This is a genomic window from Aeromonas sp. R10-1 (genome assembly GCF_040908465.1).
Classification (GTDB): Bacteria; Pseudomonadota; Gammaproteobacteria; order Enterobacterales; family Aeromonadaceae; genus Aeromonas; species Aeromonas caviae.
This window is the reverse complement of the sequence record NZ_JBFODT010000023.1, coordinates 219,174-243,535: the sequence shown is the minus strand read 5'-3', so window position 1 is coordinate 243,535 and position 24,362 is coordinate 219,174. Positions and strand designations below refer to the sequence as shown.

The 24,362-nt window shown below is 64.2% G+C and carries 17 protein-coding genes; 13 read left to right on the top strand and 4 right to left on the bottom strand.

From position 1 onward, the window contains the following. Positions 1-3,449: retention module-containing protein (locus AB5Y93_RS11490; protein WP_368229381.1), on the bottom strand; the 3,449-nt coding region annotated here is incomplete at its 3' end. Between the two features lie 739 nt (positions 3,450-4,188). Here AB5Y93_RS11490 and nrfA point away from each other — a divergent pair. From nrfA to AB5Y93_RS11435, 11 genes are all read left to right on the top strand, one after another. Further along, complete coding sequence (gene nrfA, locus AB5Y93_RS11485; protein ID WP_223919561.1) at positions 4,189-5,631, top strand: ammonia-forming nitrite reductase cytochrome c552 subunit; 1,443 nt, start codon at positions 4,189-4,191, stop codon at positions 5,629-5,631. Between the two features lie 51 nt (positions 5,632-5,682). Further along, a complete protein-coding gene (gene nrfB, locus AB5Y93_RS11480; RefSeq protein WP_319901777.1) occupies positions 5,683-6,276 on the top strand; it encodes a cytochrome c nitrite reductase pentaheme subunit in 594 nt (197 codons plus the stop codon). Continuing rightward, positions 6,273-6,965 (top strand): cytochrome c nitrite reductase Fe-S protein, encoded by a 693-nt coding sequence (nrfC, locus tag AB5Y93_RS11475; RefSeq protein WP_368229379.1) that lies wholly within the window; start codon positions 6,273-6,275, stop codon positions 6,963-6,965. Before nrfB ends, nrfC begins: the two co-directional genes overlap by 4 nt. Positions 6,966-7,052: 87 nt before the next feature. Beyond that, positions 7,053-8,006 (top strand): cytochrome c nitrite reductase subunit NrfD, encoded by a 954-nt coding sequence (gene nrfD / locus AB5Y93_RS11470; RefSeq protein ID WP_017409582.1) that lies wholly within the window; start codon positions 7,053-7,055, stop codon positions 8,004-8,006. 308 nt (positions 8,007-8,314) lie between these two features. After that, complete coding sequence (gene nrfE / locus AB5Y93_RS11465) at positions 8,315-10,276, top strand: heme lyase NrfEFG subunit NrfE (protein ID WP_368229377.1); 1,962 nt, start codon at positions 8,315-8,317, stop codon at positions 10,274-10,276. After that, positions 10,273-10,872 carry a DsbE family thiol:disulfide interchange protein gene (locus tag AB5Y93_RS11460; RefSeq protein WP_368229375.1) on the top strand — a complete coding sequence of 200 codons (600 nt, stop codon included), beginning with the start codon at positions 10,273-10,275 and terminating at the stop codon, positions 10,870-10,872. Before nrfE ends, AB5Y93_RS11460 begins: the two co-directional genes overlap by 4 nt. Continuing rightward, positions 10,869-12,059, top strand: a complete 1,191-nt coding sequence (nrfF, locus tag AB5Y93_RS11455) for a heme lyase NrfEFG subunit NrfF (protein WP_368229374.1) — start codon at positions 10,869-10,871, stop codon at positions 12,057-12,059. The genes AB5Y93_RS11460 and nrfF overlap by 4 nt, the downstream gene beginning before the upstream one ends. 350 nt (positions 12,060-12,409) lie before the next feature. Beyond that, entirely contained in the window at positions 12,410-13,330 is a 921-nt protein-coding gene (locus AB5Y93_RS11450; RefSeq protein ID WP_029314613.1) for a serine hydrolase, read from the top strand. A gap of 161 nt (positions 13,331-13,491) precedes the next feature. Beyond that, a complete protein-coding gene (locus AB5Y93_RS11445; protein ID WP_080768040.1) occupies positions 13,492-13,632 on the top strand; it encodes a DUF2256 domain-containing protein in 141 nt (46 codons plus the stop codon). Then, complete coding sequence (locus AB5Y93_RS11440) at positions 13,632-15,152, top strand: cryptochrome/photolyase family protein (protein WP_368229372.1); 1,521 nt, start codon at positions 13,632-13,634, stop codon at positions 15,150-15,152. Before AB5Y93_RS11445 ends, AB5Y93_RS11440 begins: the two co-directional genes overlap by 1 nt. Before the next feature lie 153 nt (positions 15,153-15,305). Beyond that, on the top strand, positions 15,306-16,559 hold the full coding sequence (locus AB5Y93_RS11435; RefSeq protein ID WP_368229370.1) for a D-amino acid dehydrogenase: 1,254 nt from the start codon (positions 15,306-15,308) through the stop codon (positions 16,557-16,559). A 62-nt stretch (positions 16,560-16,621) separates the two neighbouring features. Here the strand turns inward: AB5Y93_RS11435 and AB5Y93_RS11430 are convergent, their stop codons facing one another. Beyond that, positions 16,622-17,320, bottom strand: a complete 699-nt coding sequence (locus tag AB5Y93_RS11430; RefSeq protein ID WP_368229369.1) for a TetR/AcrR family transcriptional regulator — start codon at positions 17,318-17,320, stop codon at positions 16,622-16,624. Between the two features lie 183 nt (positions 17,321-17,503). Here AB5Y93_RS11430 and AB5Y93_RS11425 point away from each other — a divergent pair, with 183 nt between their 5' ends. Beyond that, entirely contained in the window at positions 17,504-19,435 is a 1,932-nt protein-coding gene (locus tag AB5Y93_RS11425; protein ID WP_368229368.1) for an amidohydrolase, read from the top strand. Between the two features lie 30 nt (positions 19,436-19,465). Here the strand turns inward: AB5Y93_RS11425 and AB5Y93_RS11420 are convergent, their stop codons facing one another. Then, positions 19,466-20,599 carry an HPP family protein gene (locus AB5Y93_RS11420; protein ID WP_368229367.1) on the bottom strand — a complete coding sequence of 378 codons (1,134 nt, stop codon included), beginning with the start codon at positions 20,597-20,599 and terminating at the stop codon, positions 19,466-19,468. A 177-nt stretch (positions 20,600-20,776) separates the two neighbouring features. Between AB5Y93_RS11420 and AB5Y93_RS11415 the strand changes: the two genes are divergently transcribed. Further along, complete coding sequence (locus AB5Y93_RS11415; RefSeq protein ID WP_368229365.1) at positions 20,777-21,889, top strand: glycosyltransferase family 9 protein; 1,113 nt, start codon at positions 20,777-20,779, stop codon at positions 21,887-21,889. A 93-nt stretch (positions 21,890-21,982) separates the two neighbouring features. Here AB5Y93_RS11415 and metE read toward each other — a convergent pair whose 3' ends face one another. After that, a complete protein-coding gene (gene metE / locus AB5Y93_RS11410) occupies positions 21,983-24,247 on the bottom strand; it encodes a 5-methyltetrahydropteroyltriglutamate--homocysteine S-methyltransferase (protein WP_368229364.1) in 2,265 nt (754 codons plus the stop codon). Between the last annotated feature and the right edge of the window lie 115 nt (positions 24,248-24,362).

Genomic DNA, 24,362 nt, shown 5'->3' with positions numbered 1-24,362 from the left:
ACCCCGCTGCCCGCCACGAAGTGCGGTGCATGGCCGTCCTTGATGGTGAGCGGCAAGTCGGTGGAGACCCTGTCCCCATCCTTGTCGGTCAGGGTGACGGTGAGCGGCAGGTCGAGGGATTCGCTGCCCTGGTGATCCAGCTCGGCCCCCAGGGTCACCTTGGCGGTGACGCTCCAGTTGCCGTTGCTCTCCACCAAATCCAGCTCGGCCCGCAGCACCTCGCGGCCGTCCGCGCTGGTCCCCACCAGCTCGCCGCTGGCATCCAGGGTGAAGGTAACCGGGCTGCCGTGGCTGCTGTACTTGCCATCCAGGCTCTGCTGAATGGCTGCGATATCGAACTTGAGGCTATCGGGCGCCAAGGCATCGGAACCGTGGTTCACGGTGAAGCTCATGTGGCTCACCACATCCTTCGCCCCCTGGTTCGCCTCCGTCATCTCGGTGCCGGTCACGGCGCTGATGACCGGATTGGCCCCGTCGCCGATGGCAACGCTCAGGGTGGAGGAGACTTTATCTCCGTCACTGTCGGTCAGGGTAAAGCCCGCCTTGAGTAGACTGTCTGCACTCCCCTGATCCAGCGGCTGGTTCAGGGTGAAGACGTAGTGACCGTTCTGATCCAGCGTCAACGTGAAGACGTTCTGGCCGTTGACGGTGCCGCTGATGCTGTTGCCGCTGATGGTGATGACCACGGGCTGGCCGCCGCTGGTGAGCCCCTGCAGGCCGGGCTGGCTGGCATCGAATGCGATGTTGACCAGAGGGTCGGCCCCGGCGGTGATGGCCAGATCCCCGGTGAGGGTCTGGGCTGCGCTCCAGTCGCTGTCCTCCACCAGGGTGAGGGAGACGGGGTCGACCTGGGGCAGCACGCCGTCGGTGATATGAATATTGAGGGTGCCAAGGTTGCTCTTGTCCCCGTCAAAGTCGGTGCCTTGCACCTGCAGCCCCAGATTGACGCTGTTGGTGCTGGCCGGTTGATCCAGCACGCCGTCGAGCACCACCTGGTACTTGCCATCCAGCCCCAGGGTCACGGTCAGAATGGTCTTGCCGCCCGCATCCAGCAGGGTGATGACGTTGCCGTTGACCTGATAGTGGGTCGGCTGGCCGCCGCTGGTGAGGCCATTCAGGCCGGGCTGGCTTGCCTCGAAGTTCAGCGACACCAGGCGGTCGCTCCCCACGCTCACCGGCAACTGGCCATCCAGGGTCTGGCCAGAGGCCCCTTCCTGCAAGGTGACCCCGCTATCGATGCCAAGGCGGGGATCCACACCGTCGCTGATGGAGACAACCAGGTCGGCGCGGGTCTCGTCGCCGTCTATCTCCTTGGCGGAAACGGTGAGCCCGAGGGAGAGCTGGTCGCTGCCCTGATGATCCAGAGGCCCATTGAGGGAGACGGTGACATTGCCGTCGATATCACTGCCATGTTGGCTGGCGGTCAGCTCGGCCTTCAGCACCTCGACCCGCTTGCCATTGCCATCCAGGTAATACCCCGTCAGCAGGCGATCGCCGGTGAATTCGAAGGTCAAGGCGTGGCCGTCGCTGCTGATGCCGCTGCCGTTGAGACGGGCCAGGGTTGCACTCTGATCCGCGAAGACGGCACTTGTTGCCACCAAGGGATCGGACTGATGGCCCACCACGAACTGGCTCTGTCCCACCACCGCCGCCGGATTGGTGAAATCATCCTCCGTGAGGCTGATGGGGGCGATGGTGAAGTCCGGCGGTGTGCTGTCCTCCAGGTTGACGGTGAGATTGGCGCTCACCCGATCCCCGTCGCTGTCGCGGTACTCCAGGGCAAAGGGCAGGCTCAGGCTATCCTGGCCGTGATCCAGGCTCTGGTTCCAGACGATGCGATAGCTGCCGTCGTTGGCCAGGGTCAGGGTGAAGACGGTCACGCCCCCCGCGCTGGCGGTGAGGGTCTGGCCGCTGACCTGGTAGGCGAGCGCCGTCCCGTGGCTGGTCAGGCCAAGCTGATTGAGGGCACCTTGATCGGCGGAAAAACTCACCTGCAGGTTGCCATCAAGCCCGGCACCGGTGTGCAGGGATCCGGTGGCACTCACCGGCCCCTTGGCGAGATCCGCCTCGGAGAGGGTCAGGGTATCGCTCTGACCAATGAGGGGAGCCCCGTCGATCACCCGGTTGCCCGCCAGATCCGTCACCTCGGCGCGTACCTCGTAGGGGCCCTGGATGCTGGAGAGATCCAGGCCTCCCAGTTGCCAGCGGCCGTCACTGCCCACCAGGGCACTGCCGCTGAAGAGGGTCTGGCCATTCTGGCCAACCAGGGTGATGGTCACCCGCTGCCCCGCCTCCACGTCCGTGGTACTGCCGCTCAGGGTGACCTTGTCATGGCCGAGGATGCTGTCGGTATCGAGATCGTCGATGTCGATGGCGGCACGGGTATCCACCGTCACCGTCAGGGTGTCGCTGGCCCGGTTGCCCGCGATGTCCACCGCATCGACGCGAAAATCATGGGCGCCATCGGCCAGGGTATCGGGGATCTGATATTGCCAGTTGCCGTTGCCATCCACGGTGAGCACGACCATCACCTTGCCTTCCAGGGTCAGGGTAACGGTAGCGCCAGGCTCCCCCTTCCCTTGCAGTAGCGGTGTGGTGTCGCGGGTCAGATCATCGGTCTGGCTGGTGCCGGTGTCGCTCTCGTCCGCCAAATCCAGGGTAATGGTGGTGATGGTGTCGAGCAGGGTCTGGCCGGTGTCGCTGGCCCGGTTGCCAGCCGCGTCCTGGGTATCGGCCTGGATGGTCAGGGGGCCGTCCACCAGTTTGCCGGTGACGTCGCCGAAGTTTGCCTCCCAGACGAAGCCGGGCAGCACCACTGTGGTGGTGGTCAGGCGGTTGCCATCCTGATCTATCAGGGTGACGGTGACGGTCTGGCCGACTTCCACATCCTCGACAAAGCCGCGGATGATGACGCCGGTCGCCTCGTCGGCATTGATGATGTTGTCGTCGGTCTGGGGCTCTGTGATGGTGATGGCGGCCAGCAGATCCTGATCTTCGGCATAGAGCAGCTCGTCGCCCGGCTGACGCGCCTCATGGCTGGTGTCAAATCCCGCCTCGGCCAGAGTCGCATCATTGATGCGATCCACCACCACGAAACCGCCGGCGCTGGAGCCGACCACGCCACCAGTGGTACCGGCCCCGGCGTTGCCCGCCGCCGTCTCTTCAAACAATTTGGTCGGGTCTGCCCCCTGACGGATCGCCTCCTGGAGGCTCGCCAGCTCGGCATCGGCACCGGCGGGCAGTGCCGCCTCGGGCCGGGCGGGCTCGGGGCGTTCGCTGCCCGCCTCCGCCAGCTCCACCTGTCCGTCGGATTCGGTGAGCAGGCGCATCCCGGGCTCCAGTTGCATGCCAGGGGTGGCACGGCGCAAAGAGCCGTCCGCATCCATCACAAACACGGCGCCCTCCACCTTGGCAATAAGAGTCGGTTTATCGATTCGCAGCTCGGCCATATATCCTCCAACGGGTAAACACAGACTTCCCAGCACATGAAGCGTAAAGGGAAAGTCTCCGTGACAGGCGGCTATTTTACCGTCAATCCCCCCCTATAACCCTTCGTCATTTTCGATAATATCGAAAGTAAATGCCGCCAACCGTCCTATTAAATTCAATAACACGCTACCAGGTCGCGAATATGCTGGAATAAAGCCCTTAATTTCTCTTTTATAAAAATAGATGGCTCTCTTGGCACCCATTTCTACGACAGCTTCTGTCACAGAGCCCCTTGACAGGGGCCATGGGGATGGAAAACCGAAGCCTCCCCCTCACCCCTTCGCAAGCTTAATATTGAATTTAAATTCAACATCAGCAGTTCATTCTCTCTCTTCAGGCGGTGTATCTCTCCGCCGCCTCTCGCCCTTCCCCCCCTAGCCAGCATGATGAACATCGTTTTTACCTATTTTCATCAAAAGAGAACGGGTGGAAATAACCCTCGGATGAGGTTCAATAATTCCACCTGGATCGCACTTTTGGCATCCCTCCATCCCCTCAATTGATCTAGCGCAACTCCCACGGGGATAAATGATTATCCATTTTACCCATTTGGTATTATTCCCCCGAGCAATTGCATAAACACCGATTTATATGCAGCCATAACAATGGATCGGCCTGCCATGCCCGTCGAAGATGAGCACAGATGTCCACACCAAGATGGAACGGTCAGGCCCGACATGGACTTTTTATCTGGGAGTGATGACCGTGGGTTCATATGACAAGCTATTTCGACCAGGGCTGGCGGCCCTGCTGCTGACCGTCCTGCTGGGTGCAGGCAGTCTGGCACAGGCAGACGACAGTGCCCCCAAAGGGAAGATTGAGGCGCGCAGCGAGCTGTTCGCCAAGGATCACGCCGATCAGTTCACCAGCTGGAAAGGCACCAGCGAGAGCCGCGAGCGCACCGACGCCCTGGCGGAAGATCCGCAGATGGTGGTGCTCTGGGCCGGCTACCCCTTCTCCAAGGATTACAACAAGCCGCGCGGCCACTTCTATGCGCTGACCGACGTGCGGGAAACCCTGCGTACCGGCGCCCCCAAGACCGCCGAAGACGGTCCGCTGCCCATGGCCTGCTGGAGCTGCAAAGGCCCGGACGTGGCCCGCGTCATCGACGAGAAGGGTGAGGATGGCTACTTCAAGGGGATGTGGGCAAAAGGCGGACCGGAAATCGTCAACACCATCGGCTGCGCCGACTGCCACGACACCGCCTCGAAAGAGTTCAAGGAGGGCAAGCCCGCCCTGCACCTCTCCCGTCCCTATGCCGACCGGGCCATGACCGCCATCGGCAAGCCGTTCAAGGAGCAGGGACGCTTCGATCAGCAGTCTCAGGTGTGCGGCCAGTGCCACGTGGAGTACTACTTCAGCGGCCCCACCAAGGCGGTGAAATTCCCCTGGGACAAGGGCACCACAGTTGAGCAGATGGAGCAGTATTACGATGAAATCGGCTTTGCCGACTGGACCCATGCCCTCTCCAAAACCCCCATGCTCAAAGCCCAGCACCCCGAGTACGAGACCTGGCGCGCCGGCATTCACGGCCAGAACAACGTCGCCTGCGTCGACTGCCACATGCCCAAGGTGCAGAACGAGCAGGGCAAGGTCTACACCGATCACAAGGTAGGCAACCCCTTCGATCGCTTCGATCAGACCTGCCGCAACTGCCACACCCAGAGCAAAGAGATGCTGCAAGGGGTGGTCAAGCAACGCAAGGATGCCGTCACCGAGATCAAACTCAAAGTCGAGAAGCAGCTGGTGCACGCCCACTTTGAAGCCAAGGCCGCCTGGGATGCCGGCGCCACCGAAGCCGAGATGAAGGACATTCTGCAGGACATCCGTCACGCCCAATGGCGCTGGGACTTCTCCATCGCCTCCCACGGGGTGCAGATGCACGCCCCGGAAGTGGCGCTGCGCATGCTGGGAACCGCCCTGGACAAGGCCGCCGACGCCCGCACCAAGCTGGCACGCCTGCTGGCCGCCAAGGGGATCAGCCACGAGATCGCCATTCCTGACATCTCCAGCAAGGAGAAGGCCCAGGCCGCTCTTGGCATGGACATGAAGCAGATGAACAGCGACAAGGCCCAGTTCCTCAAGACCACAGTCCCCGCCTGGGATGCCGAGGCCAAAGCGGCCGGACGGCTCGCACAATGACGAGGCATGCGGGCCCGCAGTGTCGGGCCCGCAGCCGGATGGAGGCTTCCTATGGGTGATTTAACGATGGATTTCTTACGACTGATGCTGATGGCAGCCATGCTGCTCACCAGCCTGCAGGGCCAGGCGGCCGATGCGGCAACCGCCCCGGCACCGACTACACATGAAGTGGAATTTCTGCGCAGTGCCGACAAGGCTTGCACCGACTGCCACAAGGAGCAGGTCGAAGGCATGCACGGCAAGCACGGCCAGGCGACCAACCCCAACAACCTGGCGCCGGTAACCTGCACCAACTGCCACGGTCAACCCTCCCCCCAACACCGGGAAGGGGTCAAGGACGTGATGCGCTTTAGCGACAGCTTCAATAACAAACAGAGCACCGAGCGCTACCCCATCGCCGAGCAGAACGGGGTCTGCATGAGCTGTCACGAGCCCAAAGTGCTGCGCGAGGCGCTCTGGGCCCACGACGTGCACGCCACCAAGCTCACCTGCACCAGCTGCCACCAGCTGCACCCGGCCAAGGAGCCCATGGTGGCTATTCCGGAGAAGTCCCGCATCAAGCTCTGCGTCGACTGCCACAGCAAGCAGCATGAGGCCGTCAAGGCGGCCAAGGCGAACACCACCTCGGGCAAGGAGGCACCATGAGCTGCTCTCGCCGTCACTTCATGGCGGGGATGAGCGCGGGGGCACTCATCATGATGACGGGGGCTGCTCGTGCCAACACCCGCTCCCTTGCCACCCCCCTCGCCCACAGCCAGACCATCGACGGGGTACGCTTTGGCATGCTCCACGACGAGACGGCCTGCATCGGCTGTACCGCCTGCATGGATGCCTGCCGGGAGGTGAATCAGTTGCCAGAGGGGGTCTCGCGCCTCGAGATCATCCGCTCCGGCCCCATCGGTGAATTCCCCGATGCCGAGTACCACTTCTTTCGCAAGTCCTGCCAGCACTGCGACAACGCCCCCTGCGTGCACGTCTGCCCCACCGGTGCCTCCCATATTCGCAAGGAGGATGGCATCGTCGACGTCAACCCGGATCTCTGCGTCGGCTGCATGTACTGTCTGGCCGCTTGCCCCTATCAGGTGCGCTTTATCAACCCTGTGACCAAGGTGGCCGACAAGTGCGACTTTTGCCGCAAGACCAACTTGGCGGCGGGCAAGGAGCCAGCCTGCGTGGAATCCTGTCCCACCAAAGCGCTGGTGTTCGGCAATCTGGATGACCCGGACAGCCCCATCGCCAAACGGCTGGTAAAGGAGACCACCTATCGCTACAAGCAGGCACTCGGCACCTCGCCCAAGATGTATCGCGTGCCCAAAGGGGAGATAAAGTCATGACGATGCAAGAGGCGTTTCACTTCCCTTCCCTCGTGTGGGGATTTGTCCGATCGCCATCTACCGCAGTAACAGAAGGAGGAATGGATCATGTTGCATGACGCATTTCACTTCTCCTCGCTGGTGTGGGACTGGCCGATCGCCATCTATCTCTTTCTGCTCGGCATCTCCGCCGGGGCCACCACCCTCTCGGTGCTGCTGCGCCGCAAGGGAGCCGGCAGCGAGAGCGGCATCATCAAGGCGACTGCCATTCTGGCGCCGGTGAGCGTGGTGCTGGGGTTACTGATCCTCATCTTCCACCTGGCCCGTCCCTGGACCTTCTGGAAGCTGATGTTCCACTACCAGTTCGACTCCGTGATGTCGATGGGGGTCATGCTGTTCCAGGTCTACATGGCGGTGCTGTTCGCCTGGCTGGCGGTGGTGTTTCGCTCCGAGATCGAGACATTGCGCCGTCACCTGCTGCAAGAGAAGTTCGCCTTTGTGGATGATCTCATCGCTTGGCTTGCCCGCATCGAGCGGCTGCTGGCGCCGCTCTTGCTGCTGCTTGCCGTGCTCTTGGGGGCCTACACCGGATTTCTGCTGTCGGCGCTCAAGACCTATCCGCTCTTGAACAACCCGGTGCTGCCGGTGCTGTTCCTCATCTCCGGCGTCAGCTCCGGCATCGCTTCCACCATCTTGCTGGCGGTCACCCTGTTCAAGGAGAACCATCACAGCCAGGGGGTGAGCTTTGTCCACCGCTTCGAGCGGCCAGTGCTGGCGGTGGAGGTGTTGCTGCTGGTCTGCTTCTTTACCGGCCTCTACTTCGGTGGCGGCCAGAAGGAGGCAGCCATGTGGGCCGCCATCGGCAGCGGCTTCTGGGCTCAGGTGTTCTGGCTCGGGGTGGTGGGCATCGGCATGCTGCTGCCCCAGTTGCTGGCCCTGCTGGCTCCCGCACCGCTGCGGGCCAAAAACGGCTATCTGGTGCTGGTCTGCAGCCTGACCCTGGTGGGGATCCTGTTGCTGCGCTACTTCGTGCTTTATGCCGGCCAGATGACGGTAGTTTAAAAACCGGTTCACGCTCCTGTTGCGAGGCCGTGATCAAGGCTCATGTGCTGCTCGGAATCCTCATGTATTAACATACACTCCGGTTCCTGCGCTGCTCTTTACCTTGCTGACGACCTCTCACGACGGATCGTGAATCGGTTATTGAAAGCTGGGGATAAGCGCCAGCCGCCCTTCGGGAGACTGGCGCTTATTTGTTGCGATGAGTTGTTGCGATTGATTGTTGCCAGAAATGTGGATGTTATCCCCCAGCGCCGGTACGGCAGCAGACGCTGCGGCATAACATAGACGAATGATTGACTGGAGGTTGTGTGCTGGCGGAGCTCGGCTATCTCTCACTGTTGCTGGCGACCGGGCTCGCCCTGCTGCAAGGGCTGCTGCCCTGGCTGGGACTGCGGCTCGCCTCACGCCCGCTGCTGGGCTGCGCATCACCGCTGGCCCTCCTGGTCGCGCTCCTGCTCGGGGCCGCCCTGCTGCTGCTCGCCAGCTGTTTTGGCTTCGATGACTTCACCCTGGTCTATGTGGCCCAGCACGCCAACAGCGCCCTGCCTCTTGGCTTCAAGCTGGCAGCCGTGTGGGGCGGCCACGAGGGCTCCATGCTGTTCTTTGTCTTTGCGCTGGGGCTGTGGGGCGCCCTGGTGGCCCTTTGCTCCAGGCGGGTCGATCCGCTGATCCGCACCCGGGTATTGGCCATCATGGGGCTGATCGTCGGGCTGTTCGGCCTCTATACCCTGATCTTCTCCAGCCCGTTTGACCGCCAGTTCCCGGGGCCGCTGGAGGGGCGCGATCTCAACCCCATGCTGCAGGATATCGGCCTCATCATCCACCCGCCCCTGCTCTATCTCGGTTACGTCGGCTTTGCGGTCAACTTCGCCTTCGCCATGGCGGCGCTGCACTCCGGTCGGCTCGATGGCGCCGTGGCCCACTGGAGCCGCCCCTGGGCGCTCGGATCCTGGGTGTTTCTCACCGCCGGCATCGTGCTGGGCTCCTGGTGGGCCTATTACGAGCTCGGCTGGGGGGGCTGGTGGTTCTGGGATCCGGTGGAAAATGCCTCCCTCTTACCCTGGCTGCTCGGCACCGCCCTGCTGCACGCCCTGGTGGTGTGCGAGAAGCGCGGCGCTTACGGCCACGCCGTGCTGCTGCTTTCCATCTTTACTTTCTCGCTGAGCCTGCTCGGCACCTTCGTGGTGCGCTCCGGGGTGCTCACCTCGGTGCACGCCTTTGCGGTGGACCCCAGCCGCGGCCTCACCCTCTTGTTGTTGCTCGGCTTGCTATTGACCTGCGCCCTCACCCTGTTTGCCCTGCGGGCGGACATTCGCGCCCCCTATGCCCGCTTTGGCTTGCTGTCAAAAGAGGGGCTGCTCGGCGCCGCCATCCTGCTGCTTTGCGTGGCCTGCGCCAGCGTGCTGCTCGGCACCTTCTACCCCATGGTGTTCCAGTCGCTCCATCTGGGCTCACTCTCGGTGGGCGCCCCCTATTTCAATACCATCTTCGTGCCGCTGGCCCTCTGCCTGATGGCGCTGATGACCCAGCTGCCGCGCCTGCGCTGGCAGCATCTGGCAGCCCAGCGCCGCATCAGGGTGCTGCTCCCATGCCTGCTCGGCCTGCTGGGGGGTACCTTGCTGAGCCTCGCCTATCCAGAGCCGCTGCGGGCAAGCTGGCTCGGGCTTGCGGCCAACGTGCTGAGCCTCTGGCTGATGGCCAGCCTGCTGCTCCCGCTCTTGCAACCGGTCGCCCTGCGCGAGCTCACCCTCAATCGGCTTGGCAGCCTGCTGGCCCACCTCGGGGTGGCGGTGTGCGCCCTCGGCATTGCGCAGGTGAGTCACCACAGTCAGGAGGGGGGCGCCGTGCTCGCCGCAGGCCAACCCTATCGGCTCGGCGCCTTCGAGTTTCGCTATGAGGGGAGCGAGCCGATCATCGGCCCCAACTACACCGCCGAGCACATCACGCTCAGCGTGCACAAGGACGGTAAAGAGGTGGCGCGGCTGACGCCGGAGCGGCGTCACTACAGCGTGCGCACCATGAACATGAACGAACCCGGCATTGCGTGGGGAATGCTCGGCGATCTCTACGTGGTGCTTGGCGAGAAGATGGGGCCCGGCGCCTATGCCATGCGGCTGCACTACAAGCCGCTGGTGCGCTGGATCTGGCTCGGCGGCCTGTTGATGATGGCGGGCGGCGCCCTGCGCCTGCTCGCCCGCCGGCCGCTGCTGGCTAACCATCCTGCGGCAGCGGCCGCCCCCTACCCTCGGCTTGAACAGGAGTCCTTATGAACGCCCGTCTGCTCCTGTTCATGCCGCTCGTGCTCACCCTGGGGCTCGGTGCTCTGCTCTGGCTCGGCCTTGGCAACAACCCCTACAGCCAGGATGAGGCCGTCGCCGGGCGCTCCCTGCCCGCCTGGCAGAGTGCCGATCTGTTTGGCGGCGCCCCCATCCACACCGAGGCGCTCAAGGGGGAGCCCTTCGTGCTCAACGTCTGGGCCAGCTGGTGCCCCAACTGCCGCGCCGAGCATCCGCTGCTGGGTGAGCTGGCTAGCGCCGTGCCCCTCTACGGCCTCAACTACCGGGACAAGGGGGATGCCGCCCGCGCCTGGCTTGCCCAGGCGGGCAACCCCTATCGCGCCGTGCTGGCCGACCCCGACGGCCGACTCGCACTGGAGCTCGGCGTCTTCGGCACGCCGGAGACCTATCTCTTTGCCGGCGACGGCACCCTGCTGACCCGCCACACGGGTGAGCTCACACGGGAAGTCTGGCAACGCCAGTTTGCCCCCCTGCTTGCAAAGGCCCGCAGCAACACCGCTCGCCAGCCCGAAGTGGAAAGAGCAGTGGAGAGAGAAGTAGAGAGACAAGTGCGGGAGAGCAAGCCATGAGCCGTCTCGGCCACGCCCTGATCGCGCCGCTCTTGCTGGCCTTGAGCCTCGGGGCCCTTGCCAGCGGGGTCGACACCTATGAGTTTCGCCACCCCGAGCGGCAGACCCGCGCTCAGGAACTGGCCCGCGCCCTGCGCTGCCCCCAGTGTCAGAACCAGAACCTGGTGGAGTCCAACTCCCCCATCGCCCGGGATCTGCGGCTCGAGGTCTACCGCTGGGTGGACGAGGGGCAGTCTGATGAGCAGGTGATCGCTCGCATGACGGAGCGCTTCGGCGATTTCGTGCGCTACGATCCTCCCTTCAAGCGCAGCACGGCCCTGCTGTGGGGCGGCCCCGCCCTCTTGCTGTTGCTGGCCCTCAGTCGCCTGCGCAGGAGCCTGCATCGCCGGCAACCGGCGCGGGTGCCGCTTATCGGCGACAGAGCCGAGGGGGCGCTCGCCCACGACCCCAGGGCCGAGCTGAACCGGCTGATCATGGCCGAGCAGCAGGCAGGGCTTGCCCCCCACAGCCGCCTCTACCGGGAGCTGGAACTGGCCCGCCTCGCCAACGCCACCCCACCTGCCGAGCAGGCCCTGCGCGAGCGGCTGGTAAGAGATCGCACCGCTCGTCCGCAGCTCTGGCTGCGCACCTGGATACTGCTTGGGGGCCTGCTACTGGCGCTGATGGTCGGTATTTATGCCGGCACCGGCCGCTATCAGGCGTGGCAGGCTTATCAGTCACGCCCCGATCCGCTGGCGGGATTGAGCCCGCGGGATCTGCAGGACAAGGAGCTGGGCGCCCTGCACCAGCGTCTGCAAGCCAACCCTGCCGATCTCGACGGCTGGGCGGCGCTCGGCCAGCTCTATCTCTATCGGGACGAGTACGCCAACGCCCTGCTCGCCTACCAGCGCCTCGCTCTGCAAGAAGGGGGGGCCAGTGCGGCGACCCAGGCCGCCCAGGCGACTGTGCTCTACTACCAGGCGGGCCAGCAGCTGACTCCCGAGGCAACCCGCCTGCTGGAGAGCGCCCTCAAGCAGGACAAGGGCGAGGTGAGCGCCCTGATGCTGCTCGCCTCCGATCACTTCCTGCACGGTCGCTACAGCCAGGCCATCGCCCTCTGGCAGCAATTGCTGGACGAGGAGCGCCCCCGCATCAATCGGGCCGCGCTGATCGAGGCCATTCAGACCGCGCGGATGATGGGAGGATGACGCGGGGCAAAACGGCGATAATGCAGCGGACCATCTTCCCTGCCGGGCGCCGTTTTTATCGCCATGGTCGCCATTAACGACCCCTTCATCATCCCAAGGCACCGAAAGGTGCAAAAAGAGTCGTCATCCCGCCCCTCGCCAGCATATAGTGCGCCCCCGTAGTGGCGTGTCTGCCATGGCCTGACAGGCCTCTATGACTCCCTTTTGCGGGCCCGATAGCCCCGATGCGGGGGATTTCAAGGTGCGCCAACCCATAAAATGGAAATATCCGGCCACCAGACGTTGTGAAGCGTCAATTACCGTCATATAACTTAGCCAAATGTCCCTGTGAGTCGTAGTAGAGTCAAACCATGAACCTTCGTCCTTTTCTTCCCTTGCTGCTCGGCGCCTTCCTCCTTCCCGCCAGCATGGAAAGCGCCCATGCCAACCCGTTTTCTGCGACCTCTTCTTCCACCAACAGCCTGCTCGAACCCCGCAGCAACCTTCCGCTGAGATCCGATGCCTACGTGGTCGTCAACCCGAAAACCGGCGAGACACTGGCAGAGCGCAACGCCAACCGGGTGATGTCCATCGCCTCCATCACCAAGCTGATGACAGCGCTGGTGGTACTGGATGGCAATCAGCGCCTCAACGAGACCCTCACCGTCACCATGGATGACGTGGACAGACTCAAGGGCACGGGGTCGCGCCTCGCGGTGGGCTCGCGTCTGAGTCGCGCCGACATGCTGCACATCGCACTGATGTCCTCTGAAAACCGCGCCGCCTCCGCCTTGGGACGACACTACCCGGGTGGCCGCAAAGCCTTTATCGAGGCAATGAATGCCAAGGCCCGCATGCTCGGCATGTGGAGCACCCATTTCGCCGATAGCACCGGGCTCAACCCCCGCAACGTCTCCACCGCACACGATCTCGCCAAACTGGCTGCTGCCGCATCCACCTACCCGCTGATCCGCCAGTACACAGCCTCCGAGCAGCGTCTGGTACGCAACGGCAAGCGCCAGCTGCACTACCTCAACTCCAACCGCCTGGTACGGGAAGGAAGCTGGCCCATTCTGGTCTCCAAGACCGGTTATATCCGCGAGGCGGGGCGCTGCCTGGTGATGGGAACCCGGGTCAACAACGAGCCCGTGGTCATGGTACTGCTTCACGCCAACACCACGGATGAACGGGTCGCCGATGCCAGAAAGATCAAGAGCTGGCTGGAAACCTCGGGCCGCATGACCCTGACGGCGCAGTCCACTCCCCAGCCCAGGCTCTTCAGCAGCCAGTAACGGCTACGAGAACAAGGGCCCCCGAACCGGCAGGTGCGGGGGCCTTTTTCATGAGTGGCAATCACCCCCTATTGCCTCTTTCTGCTCCCCCAGTGATCCCGACCGTATGGTGCTTCGTTAAGGAGGCAGAGAGAAACCAAGGGCATCAACAGGGCCGCCACATGCACCTCAAACCCCATCTACCCGAGAAGATCTGTCCCGTCTGCCTGCGTCCTTTTGCCTGGCGGCGCAAGTGGGCCCGCTGCTGGCAGGAAGTGCGCTATTGCAGCGAACGCTGCCGTCGTCGGAAGGAGCACCCCTGATGGAGCTACGCCTCATTCTCGGGGATCAACTGAACGCAGGTCACAGCTGGTTTCGCACGCCGGATCCCGCTGTCTGCTACCTGATGGCGGAGCTGCGTCAGGAGACGGACTACTGCCGCCACCATCGCCAGAAGGTGCTCGCCTTCTTTGCCGCCATGCGCGCCTTCGCCGCCGCCCTCACCAAAGCGGGCCACCGGGTCTGCTACCTGACTCTCGATGAGAGCGCCCCCTGGCCCGATTTGCCGAGCTTGCTGGCGGCCCAGCTAGAAGCGCATCAGGCCGATCGCTTCGCCTGGCAGAGCCCGGACGAGTGGCGCCTTGCAAGCCAGCTGACCCAGTTGGCCTCAGGCCTTGCCATCCCGACCGCTGAGGTGGACAGCGAACATTTTCTCACCCCCCGCGATGGCTGGCGACGCTACCCTCACAGCCGGATGGAGTTCTTCTACCGCGCCCTGCGAAAGCAGTACCGGGTGTTGCTCGATGAGCGCGGCCAACCCCTTGGGGGGCGCTGGAACTTCGATGCCGAGAATCGCGCCAAATTGCCGGCGAGCCAACCCATCCCGGCGCCCCTCACCTTTGCCAACGAGGTGAGCGACATCGATGCCATGCTGACCCGCCACGGCGTCGCCACCATTGGCACAGCCGATGCGGGAGCCCTGCCCTGGCCCGTCACCCGGCGCCAGAGCCGCGCACTGCTGGAGCACTTCCTTGCACACTGCCTGCCCCACTTCGGCCGCTATCAGGACGCCCTGAGCGAGCGGGGCTGGAGCCTGTTCCACAGCCGCTTGTCGTTTTCCATGAACAGCAAGATGCTCCATCCCCTCGAGGTGATCCGCGCTGCGCAAGCTCACTGGCAGGCCAATCAGGCCACCATTTCCCTGGCGCAGGTGGAGGGGTTCATCCGCCAGATCCTCGGCTGGCGCGAGTTTGTCCGCGCCCTCTACTGGGAAAAGATGCCCGAGTATCGGCGCACCAACTTTCTCGGGGCCGAGCGACCACTGCCCGGTTTTTTCTGGAATGGAGAAACCAGCATGGCCTGCGTGCGTCACGCCATTCGACAGTCTCTGGAGCACGCCTATGCCCACCATATCCAGCGGCTGATGGTGACCGGCAACTTCGCCCTGCTGGCGGGGATCCACCCTGACGAGGTGGATGCCTGGTATCTGGGTATCTATGTGGATGCCATCGAGTGGGTGGAGCTGCCCAACACCCGCGGCATGAGCCAGTTTGCCGATGGCGGTCTGATGGGCAGCAAGCCCTACGCCAGCAGCGGCGCCTATCTCGAGCGGATGGGCCACTACTGCAAGGGGTGTCAGTATCAGGTGAAGGCCCGCAGCGGGCCGGACAGCTGCCCCTTCAACAGCCTCTATTGGCACTTTCTCTGGCGCAACCGGGACAAACTTGGCAACAACCCTCGCCTCGCCCTGCCCTATGCCAACTGGGATGGCCAAACCACAGAACAGCAGCAAGCCATCCTGACGACGGCAGAGCATCATCTGCTCCACCTGGAGCGGCTCTGAATCGACCGGATTTCATGCCAGAAAGTGAGAAAATGACAACATTGAGAGCCAGTTAACAAAATGTGAATAGCGATAACCACCAATGACATCGACACCAGTTGAATATCCTGTGGCGGCTGATTAAGGTGGAGGCCCCAGTCAAGGAGAGACAAGATGGACATAGTGGTACTCGGTGGTGGCGTGGTCGGTGTGACCAGCGCCTGGTATCTGGCCAAGGCCGGTCACAAAGTGACCCTGCTGGAGCGGCGTGACGGGGTGGCCCTTGAAACCAGCCATGCCAACGCGGGTCAGATCTCCCCGGGTTATGCTTCCCCCTGGGCTGCCCCCGGCATTCCCCTCAAGGCCGCCAAATGGCTGCTGCAAAAGCACGCCCCCTTCACGGTGCGGCCCACCTCGGACCCCTTCCAGCTGCGCTGGATGCTGAAGATGTTCGCCAACTGCACGCCGGCGGCCTATGCGGTCAACAAGGGGCGCATGGTACGGCTGGCCGAGTACAGCCGCGACTGCATGAAGCAGTTGCGGGGCGAGCTGGCGCTCGACTACGAAGGGCGCCAGCTCGGCACCCTGCAACTGTTTCGCAGTCAGGCCCAGCTCGATGCCAGCCAGCGCGACATTACCGTGCTCGAGGAGTACGGCGTCCCCTATCAGTCTCTGAATGCCGACGGCTGCGAGGAGGTCGAGCCCGCCCTGGCAAGGGTGCGTGGCAAGGTGGTGGGGGGCCTGCGCCTGCCGGGAGATGAAACCGGTGACTGTTTCCGCTTCACCCAGGCCCTGGCGGACGAGGCGCGCAAGCTCGGGGTGAGCTTCGTCTTCAACTGCGCCATCGACGAGGTCGAGATCGCAAAGGGATGCGCCGTGGCGGTCCGTGCCGGCGAGCAGCGCTTCCAGGCCGACGCCATCGTCTGTGCCCTCGGCAGTTATGGCACCGGCTTCCTGCGCCCCCTCGGAATTGAGCTCCCCGTCTACCCGGTCAAGGGCTACTCCCTCACCCTGCCGATGACGAATGCCGAGGGTGCCCCGCGCAGCACTGTGCTGGACGAGACCTACAAGGTCGCCATCACCCGCTTCGACGAACGGATCCGGGTGGGCGGCATGGCCGAACTCTCGGGCTTCAACCTGGCGCTCAACCCCAGACGCCACGATACCCTGGCCATGGTGGTGAGGGATCTCTTCCCCCAGGGGGGAAATCTGGAGCAGGCCACCTTCTGGACCGGGCTACGCCCCATGACGCCGGACGGCACGCCCCTGGTCGGCCCAAGCCCCATCCCCGGGCTCTGGCTCAATACCGGCCACGGTACCCTTGGCTGGACCATGGCGGCAGGATCGGGCCAGTTGCTCAGCGATCTCATCTCGGGCAATACCCCGGATATCAGCGACGAGGGGCTCACCCTGGCCCGCTACGGCTGACCCGCCGCGCCCAGGACAAGAGAGGGAGTGCCTGGCACTCCCTCTCTTTATTCGCCCCCCTTCTATTCGCTCCTCTTCGCAGGGGTCTGGCAACCCGGCGCCAGCCCCGGCATCGACTGCCAGACCCGGGCGGGATCCGCCTCCTCGATGGCCGCCATCATCAGCTGCTCGCTCCAGCGTCTATGGAGTTGCCACAGCGCGCTGCCCGCCTCCCCCTGCCCCTTGGTGCACTGCTTGGCCACGTCCGCAGTCCGATAGAAGTAGCGCACCAGGGTGGTGAGCTCGGGCTCGGGCCAGCGACAGCCAAAGTGGCGCAGCCGCTCGGACCAGAACGCAATCTGGCGCACCTCGTGCTCCTGCTCGACCCCGTGCAGGGCGGGGATGAGATCCATCGCCTGCCACAGTGCCCCATACCCGACGAAGCGCTCATCCAGCGCCTCCAGCGCCTGATCCAGCAGCAGCAGGGTCTGGGGCCAGTTGTCGGCCTGCTCGCGGATGCGCTCCTGCGCCTCGCACACCGCCGCCAGCCAGTCCATGGCCAGCCGGCAGATAATGGCCTCCTTGTTGGGGTAGAGGTGGTAGAGCGACTTGATGCCCACCCCGGCGCGGGCGGCGATGGCATTGGTGTTGAGGGCCGCAAACCCCTGCTCCTGCAACAGGGCCAGGGTGGCCTGCTCGATGCGGCACGCCACCTCCTGGCTGCGCAGTTGCCTGGGTTGGCGCCGCATGCAAAGTTCGGCCGGCAGCACGTGTTGTGACATTTTCTTCCCCCGATGCGGTATCCGCCCCCAAGGGGCGACTGGTGTTCATAACTACATGATGAGACAAGGTAAACACAAGTCAAAAAAAGCGCAGTAATAACTGGCATTTTTCAGAATAGCTGCAATAACCATAGGTGCTCATATCTGCAGTAAGAACTGCAATTAACCCAAGGAGAGCGCGCTATGGATAGCAAACACCCCAATCTCAGGCTGGGCACCATCGCCCTGCTGCTAGGTGGCCTGCTCGGCTGCCAGCAAGACAGCAGTGAGCCATCCCTCGGCAACACCCTCTATCTCAACGGCAAGATCCACACCCAGGATGGGCAACGCAGCCAGGCCGAGGCCATGGTGGTGCAAGGGGGCAAGTTCACTTACGTGGGCACTCGCGAAGGGGCCGAGGCCTTGAAAAACAGTGCGACCCAGGTGGTGGATCTGCAAGGCAAAATGGTGCTGCCGGGCCTGCACGACAACCACATCCATCTGCTAGGCACCGTGGCGCTGGACATGTGCGATCTGGACGGCCAGAGCGTCAACCTGGATCAGCTGGCGGCCAAGATCGGCGAGTGCCTGCCCCGCTACGCCCCGGCTCCCGGGGAGTGGCTGGTGGTCAACCAGTGGTCGCCCTATGACGGCAACACCCCCACCGCCACCCATGCCACCCTGCTGGCGGCCCTGGATGCGGCGGCGCCGAACAACCCCGTGATGCTGGCCGGGGTCGACGGCCATGCCGGCGGCTACAACTCCCAGGCCCTGGCGCAGGCACAGGACGAAGACGGCAATGTGGTCGGCTTCAATGCCACCACCCTGGCTCCGGGCGGCGTGTTCGAGGCCTTCATCCCCTATGTGGATCTCGCAACCGGCGTGGTCCGGGACGCGGCCCGCAGCGCCATTGCGGTCCCCGACACCGGGGTGCTGAGCGCGGAGGGTGAACAGGCAGCGGCCCAGTATGACAAGATACTCCCCGCCATCTCGACGCTGATGGCGTCGCGCGGCATCACGGGGGTGCAGGATGCCTGCGCCAACGACTTCATCCGGGGTCGGCTGCTCAAGATGCAGGACCAGGATCTGCTGCACATGCGCGTCACCGCCGCCACCTGCTTCAACCAGGATGACTACAGCGGCAAGCTGGACATCGACGGGCACCTGGCCAAGGCGAACCAAGTGCGCGACGCCTTCGCAGGCAACCCCCTCATCAAGGCCGATGCGGTCAAGATCTTCCTCGACGGCGTGCTGGAGGGGGATCCCTTCACCAGCCCCCCCTTCCTGCCCAATGCCGGCATGCTGGAGAATTACCAGCATCCCCATCTGGCCCTGGATCCCGCCAGCGGCGAGGTGAGCATCACCGCCGACAGCGAGGATGCGGGCAGCAACGGCATCGTCAACTACAAGGAGGCGGATCTGACGCGCTACGTCACGGCGCTGGATGGGGCCGGGTTTGGCATCCACATGCACAGCATCGGCGATCGCAGTACCCGGGTGGCCCTCGATGCCCTGGAGGCGGCCCGCGCCAGCAACGGCAACAGCGGCATTCCCCACACCCTGGCCCACCTGCAGGTAGTGCACCCGGACGATCAGCAGCGCCTCGGCGAGCTGGGTCTCTACCTCACCTTCACCTATGCCTGGACCACGCCCCAGCTTGCCTATGACATGCTGGTCAGCCCCTTCATCCAGCCAACCAAGGCAGGGCAGTCCCTGAGCGAGGCCATCTACGATCCCATGGGCTATCTTCATGACGCCCTCTACCCGGTCGAGCGTTCGCGCCAGGCTGGCGCCGTGCTGGTGGCGGGCAGCGACGCCCCGGTGGACAGCCGGGACCCGCGTCCGTTCGAGAACATGGCCGCCGGCATCGTGAAGGCGGCAGGCAGCGGCGACGGCTTTAGGGCCAGTCAGCGCACTTCGCTGGCCGAGATGCTGGCCGCCTACACCATCAACGGCGCCAGGGCGGTGCGTCAGGGCGACATCACCGGCTCCATCGAGGCGGGCAAGTCGGCGGACTTCATCGTGCTGGACAGGGACCTGTTCGCCCTGGTCAAGGCCGGCACCCCGGAGCAGATCGCCGATACCCAGGTCGAGCAGACGGTCTTCATGGGGGAGACCGTCTATCCCAGACCCTGAATGACACGGGCCCCGCAAGGGGCCCGTTTCTTATGGCTCATTCTTATTGCTCACAGGCGTCTCCCCCTCCACCAGCCCCGGTTGCAGGGCCAGCGTGAAGAGCGCCGCCACCATGTCGGACTGGGTGATGATGCCCACCAGCTGCTCCCCTTCCACCACCGGCATGTGGTGCAGCCCCCCGTCGGAGAAGGCATCCACCAGATCGTAGAGAGGCTGGTAGCGCCGCGCCGTCTGCACCTCCCGGGTCATCAGATCTGCCACCTGCTGCTGCTCGAGGGCCTCCTTCGCCCTCGGCTGGTGACCCGCCCGGTCGATCATCAGGTCGTGCAGGGTGATGATGCCGACCAGCCTCTCCCCCTCATCCACCACCGGCAGCGCCTTGATCTGGTGGTGGGAGAGCAGATGCCACGCCTCCATGGCAAGCGCCTGTGGCGTCGTCACGACGAGATCCCGCGACATCACATCCTGGCACCGTACCGTCCCCACCCGCTCGCGCAGGGCGTGCAACTGGGCCTCCTGCAGCAGCTCTTGCAGATCCTGGCGGCTGATGTCCAGCAGTTCCCCGTGCTTTTGCAGGGCAAAGTCGATGTCCTGGGTGGCGAGTCGGGCACTCGGCTGGGGATCCGCCGTCTGGTGGCGATTGGGCGCCGCCTTGCCGCCATGGGGATAACGACGCCCCAGAGCGCGGTTGTAGAGCAAGCCCAGACTCAGCAGCAACAGGGAGTTGAGCAGCACCGGCAGCAGCACGTAGCCGACCCCGAGCGCCCGGATCCCCTCGCCGCCGATGACGGCGGTCAGGGCCACGGCGCCGCCGGGCGGGTGCAGGCTGCGGGTGAGGAACATGGCGGCGATGGCCAGCATCACCGCCAGGGCCGAAGCGATAGCCATGTCCGGCACCAGGCTCGCACTCAATACCCCCATCAGGGCCGACACCCCGTTGCCCACAAGGATGGACCAGGGCTGGGCCAGGGGGCTGGCGGGCGCGGCAAACAGCAGCACGGCGGAGGCCCCCATGGGGGCGATGAGCCAGTGCACCTCGAGCCCCAGCCCCCAGCGGCACAGCAAGGCGGTGCCGAGCAAGCCGATGAGGGCGCCAAGGGCGCCGTAACAACTCTCTTTGACGCTGGTATTGGTCGATACCGGCAAAAAATCCCTGAACTGCATGGTGCTCCCGCTGGCGATAACATTTATTTCAAATGCGCAATTCTAGCCACTTTCCCCCGTCCCGCACCAGCACCCCGCTCCGCCATGGCCATCATCCACACGCTTTTTCCCTTCTTAACATTGTCTTAAGAGTCCGCTGGCACCCTTTACGCCATCCCAACACTGGAGCCCAACGGTATGACTCACCTCAACGATGCCCTGCGCCGCTTCGACGGCCAACGCCGGGTCTGGACGGCGGGACTGGAGCGAACCCTGCTCGGCTGGCTTGCCAGTCGCAGCGCATTGCCGCCCTCTTCGCAGGCACCCCGCCGGATCCTGGTCATTCGCAGCACCAACCGCATCGGCAACAACCTCTTCCTGCTGCCCTTCCTGCACCAGCTTCATCGCGCCCATCCCCACGCCGAGCTGGAGCTGGTGTGCAGCCCCACCGCCCTGCTCTCCTTCCTGGCCGATCTGCCCCTGCGGCACATTCATCAGATCCGGTTGCAGGGCAGACACCTGCCGGGCGCCCTCTCGGCACTCTCGCGTCTGCGCCGTCAGCACTACGACAGGGTCTACGTCCCCTTCGCCTCCAGTACGGATCACTTCATCGCCGCCTGGGTACAGGCCCGGGAGAAATGCGGCTTCGACGATGGCCACGGGGATCTCATCTTCCCGCGTCCGCGGGCTGCGGACAGTGAGTGCCACTACGCCCACCAGCCCCTGCAACTGCTCGGCATACCGGGCAATCCGGCCGACCCCATCCCCCTTGGCAGCCTGTTGCAGGGGCCAAGCCCGGCCTTGAGTGCGCTGCGACGAGCCCATCCTGGCCGTCCTCTGATCGGCTTTTTCACCGGCGCCCGCAAGGGCAAGGGGCTCTCCCAGCCCCAGTGGCAGCGGTTGCTTGGGGATCTGCGCCGTCACAGCCCGGATGCCCTGCTGATCCAGCTCGCGGATCCCGCCGCCCCCGAGCACCCGCTCGGGGACGTGCACGTTTCCCTTGGCAACATGGGGGAGCTGGCCCGCTTCACGGGCGGCCTCTCCCTCTTCGTCAGCGCCGACACCGGTCCCCTGCACCTGGCTGCCGCCAGCGGTGTGCCCTGTCTTGGCCTCTTTACCCAGACCGACCCCGTCCGCTACGGGTGCCTGGGTGCCCAGCACCTCAATCTGGTGATCGAGGATCGCAATGCCATCCCCCTCGACCAACAGTGGCTGGCCGAGGCGCTCGCAAGCGCCCCTCACCCGATGACGATGTCGGTTTCCCCCACCCGCTACCAGCCCGCCTCCCGCCCCGCCCTGATCCCCCTCTAGGGAGCGGCCATGCAAAAAAGAGGGAAGGCTGTCGCCTTCCCTCTCTCGTCTTGGTGACACTCACCGGGCGCTCGTCCGGGTGAATGGAAGCCTTCAGGCCAGCTCGGCGCGCAGCGCACGGGTTGCATCGACCATCACCTTCAGGGCTGCGGTGGTCTCTTCCCAGCCGCGGGTTTTGAGGCCGCAGTCCGGGTTCACCCAGAGCCGGTCTGCCGGGATTTGTTGCGCAGCCTTGCGGATGAGGTCTTCAATCCAGCCCTGGCTCGGTACGTTCGGCGAGTGGATGTCGTAGACGCCCGGGCCGATCTCGTTGGGATAGTTGAAGCGCTCGAACGCTTCGAGCAACTGCATCTGGCTGCGGCTCGTCTCGATGGTGATCACATCCGCGTCCAGCGCCGCCACCGCCTCGATGATGAGGTTGAAGTCGCTGTAACACATGTGGGTGTGGATCTGGGTGCTGTCCACCACCGGGCTTGCACTCAGGCGGAAGGCGCGCACCGCCCAGTCGAGATAGGCCTGGTGATCCTGCTTGCGCAGGGGCAGCCCTTCGCGGATCGCCGGCTCGTCGATCTGGATGATCTTGATGCCGGCGGCTTCCAGGTCAGCCACCTCGTCGCGAATGGCCAGGCCAATCTGCAGGGCGGACTGCTCGCGGCTCACGTCTTCGCGCGGGAAGGACCAGCAGAGAATGGTCACGGGGCCGGTCAGCATGCCCTTCACCGGCTTGTCGGTCAGGCTCTGGGCAAACTTCGTCCACTCAAGGGTCATGGGGGTGGGGCGGTCGATGTCACGGGTGATCACCGGCGGCTTCACGCAGCGGGAGCCATAGCTCTGTACCCAGCCAAAGCGGGTGATGGCAAAGCCGTCCAGCAGCTCCCCGAAATACTCCACCATGTCGTTGCGCTCCGCTTCACCGTGCACCAGCACGTCGAGCCCGATGGCCTCCTGGCGCTCGATGGCGTCCTTGATCTGGGCCTGGATGCCCGCCTCGTAGGCCTGGTCATCGATGCGCCCGGCACGCCAATCCTGGCGCAGCACCCGGATTTCAGAGGTCTGCGGGAAGGAGCCGATGGTGGTGGTGGGCAGGAGCGGCAGCTTCAGATCCGAGCGCTGCGCGTCGGCACGCACCGGGTAGGCGCTCTGGCGATCGAAGTCACTGTTGGTCAGGCTGGCGAGTCGTGACTGCACCGCCTTCTTGTGAACCCGGCTGTCGGACACCCGATCCACGATGGGCTGGCTGTAAGCCTCGATTTTGTCCAGGGCGCCACCGTCCAGGTAGTCGGACAGCAGCCCCAGCTCATAGCACTTTTGCAGGGCGAAGGCGAACCAGCTGCGGGTCTGGGGATCCAGCTCGTGCTCCAGGGTCAAATCCACCGGGCTGTGCAGCAAGGAACAGGAGGAGGCCACCCAGAGGCGCTCGCCAAGCTTTTCTTTCAAGGCCTTGAGGGTCGGCGCCAGCTTGGCCAGGTTGGCACGCCAGACGTTGCGGCCGTTGATGACACCCGCCGAGAGTACCCACTGGGCCGGCAGGTGCGGGACCAGGGTCTCGAGCTGCTCGGGGGCAGCCACCAGATCCAGGTGCAGGCCGTCCACCTTCAGACTGGTGATGATGTCCCGCTGATGGGCCACGGACCCGAAGTAGGTGGTGAGCAGCAGCTTGCAGGGGCCGCTCAGGCGCTCATATGCCTTGAGGTAGGCCAGGCGCCACTCATCCGGCAGGTCCAGCGCCAGAGCCGGCTCGTCGATTTGCACCCACTCCACCCCCTGGGCCGCCAGTTTGGCCAGGATCTCCTGGTAGACGATCAGCAGGCGATCCAGCAGTTCGAGGCGGGAGAAGCCGCTCTCTTTCTCCTTGCCAAGCCACAGGTACGAGACGGGGCCCAGCAACACCGCCTTGACCGGCAGCCCAAGGGCCTTCGCCTCTTCCACCTCGTCAAAGAGCTGGCTCCAGCCCAGCTTGAAGCGCTGGTCACGGTAAAATTCCGGCACCAGGTAGTGGTAGTTGGTGTTGAACCACTTGGTCATCTCGGCAGCGGCCGCCGCCGGGCCGGTCGGCGCACGGCCACGGGCCACCCGGAACAGGGTGTCGAGGTCGGTGTCGCCGTGGCGGTGACGGGCAGGCACGGCGTCCACCAGCAGGCTGGTACCCAGCACCTGATCGTACCAGGCAAAATCCCCCACCGGCAGCAGGTTGACCCCGGCGGTACGCTGGGCCTGCCAGTGGCGCTCACGCAGGCTCTTGCCCACGGCGACCAGCTCGGCCTGGGTGGTTTCGCCACGCCAGTAGGATTCGAGGGCAAATTTCAGTTCGCGCTTGGCGCCGATACGGGGAAAGCCCAGGGTGTGTGCGAAGGTCATAGGTTCCATTCCTTATGCTCGTTTATCTGATGAGGATCTGGATTGTTTGGCCATCCAGATGTTTACACATCCAAAATGACAAGATAAGGTGACCTTGGCTATTGAATCCTCTTCA

Excerpts from the sequence above, each read along its gene's own strand:
- AB5Y93_RS11430 (WP_368229369.1), bottom strand. The coding sequence starts at position 17,320 with ATGTCACAACACGTGCTGCCGGCCGAACTTTGCATGCGGCGCCAACCC.
- AB5Y93_RS11460 (WP_368229375.1), top strand. The coding sequence starts at position 10,273 with ATGAACGCCCGTCTGCTCCTGTTCATGCCGCTCGTGCTCACCCTGGGG.
- metE (WP_368229364.1), bottom strand. The coding sequence starts at position 24,247 with ATGACCTTCGCACACACCCTGGGCTTTCCCCGTATCGGCGCCAAGCGC.
- AB5Y93_RS11425 (WP_368229368.1), top strand. The coding sequence starts at position 17,504 with ATGGATAGCAAACACCCCAATCTCAGGCTGGGCACCATCGCCCTGCTG.
- AB5Y93_RS11435 (WP_368229370.1), top strand. The coding sequence starts at position 15,306 with ATGGACATAGTGGTACTCGGTGGTGGCGTGGTCGGTGTGACCAGCGCC.
- nrfC (WP_368229379.1), top strand. The coding sequence starts at position 6,273 with ATGAGCTGCTCTCGCCGTCACTTCATGGCGGGGATGAGCGCGGGGGCA.
- AB5Y93_RS11450 (WP_029314613.1), top strand. The coding sequence starts at position 12,410 with ATGAACCTTCGTCCTTTTCTTCCCTTGCTGCTCGGCGCCTTCCTCCTT.
- nrfD (WP_017409582.1), top strand. The coding sequence starts at position 7,053 with ATGTTGCATGACGCATTTCACTTCTCCTCGCTGGTGTGGGACTGGCCG.
- nrfB (WP_319901777.1), top strand. The coding sequence starts at position 5,683 with ATGGGTGATTTAACGATGGATTTCTTACGACTGATGCTGATGGCAGCC.
- AB5Y93_RS11445 (WP_080768040.1), top strand. The coding sequence starts at position 13,492 with ATGCACCTCAAACCCCATCTACCCGAGAAGATCTGTCCCGTCTGCCTG.
- AB5Y93_RS11440 (WP_368229372.1), top strand. The coding sequence starts at position 13,632 with ATGGAGCTACGCCTCATTCTCGGGGATCAACTGAACGCAGGTCACAGC.
- AB5Y93_RS11420 (WP_368229367.1), bottom strand. The coding sequence starts at position 20,599 with ATGCAGTTCAGGGATTTTTTGCCGGTATCGACCAATACCAGCGTCAAA.
- nrfA (WP_223919561.1), top strand. The coding sequence starts at position 4,189 with ATGACCGTGGGTTCATATGACAAGCTATTTCGACCAGGGCTGGCGGCC.
- nrfF (WP_368229374.1), top strand. The coding sequence starts at position 10,869 with ATGAGCCGTCTCGGCCACGCCCTGATCGCGCCGCTCTTGCTGGCCTTG.
- AB5Y93_RS11415 (WP_368229365.1), top strand. The coding sequence starts at position 20,777 with ATGACTCACCTCAACGATGCCCTGCGCCGCTTCGACGGCCAACGCCGG.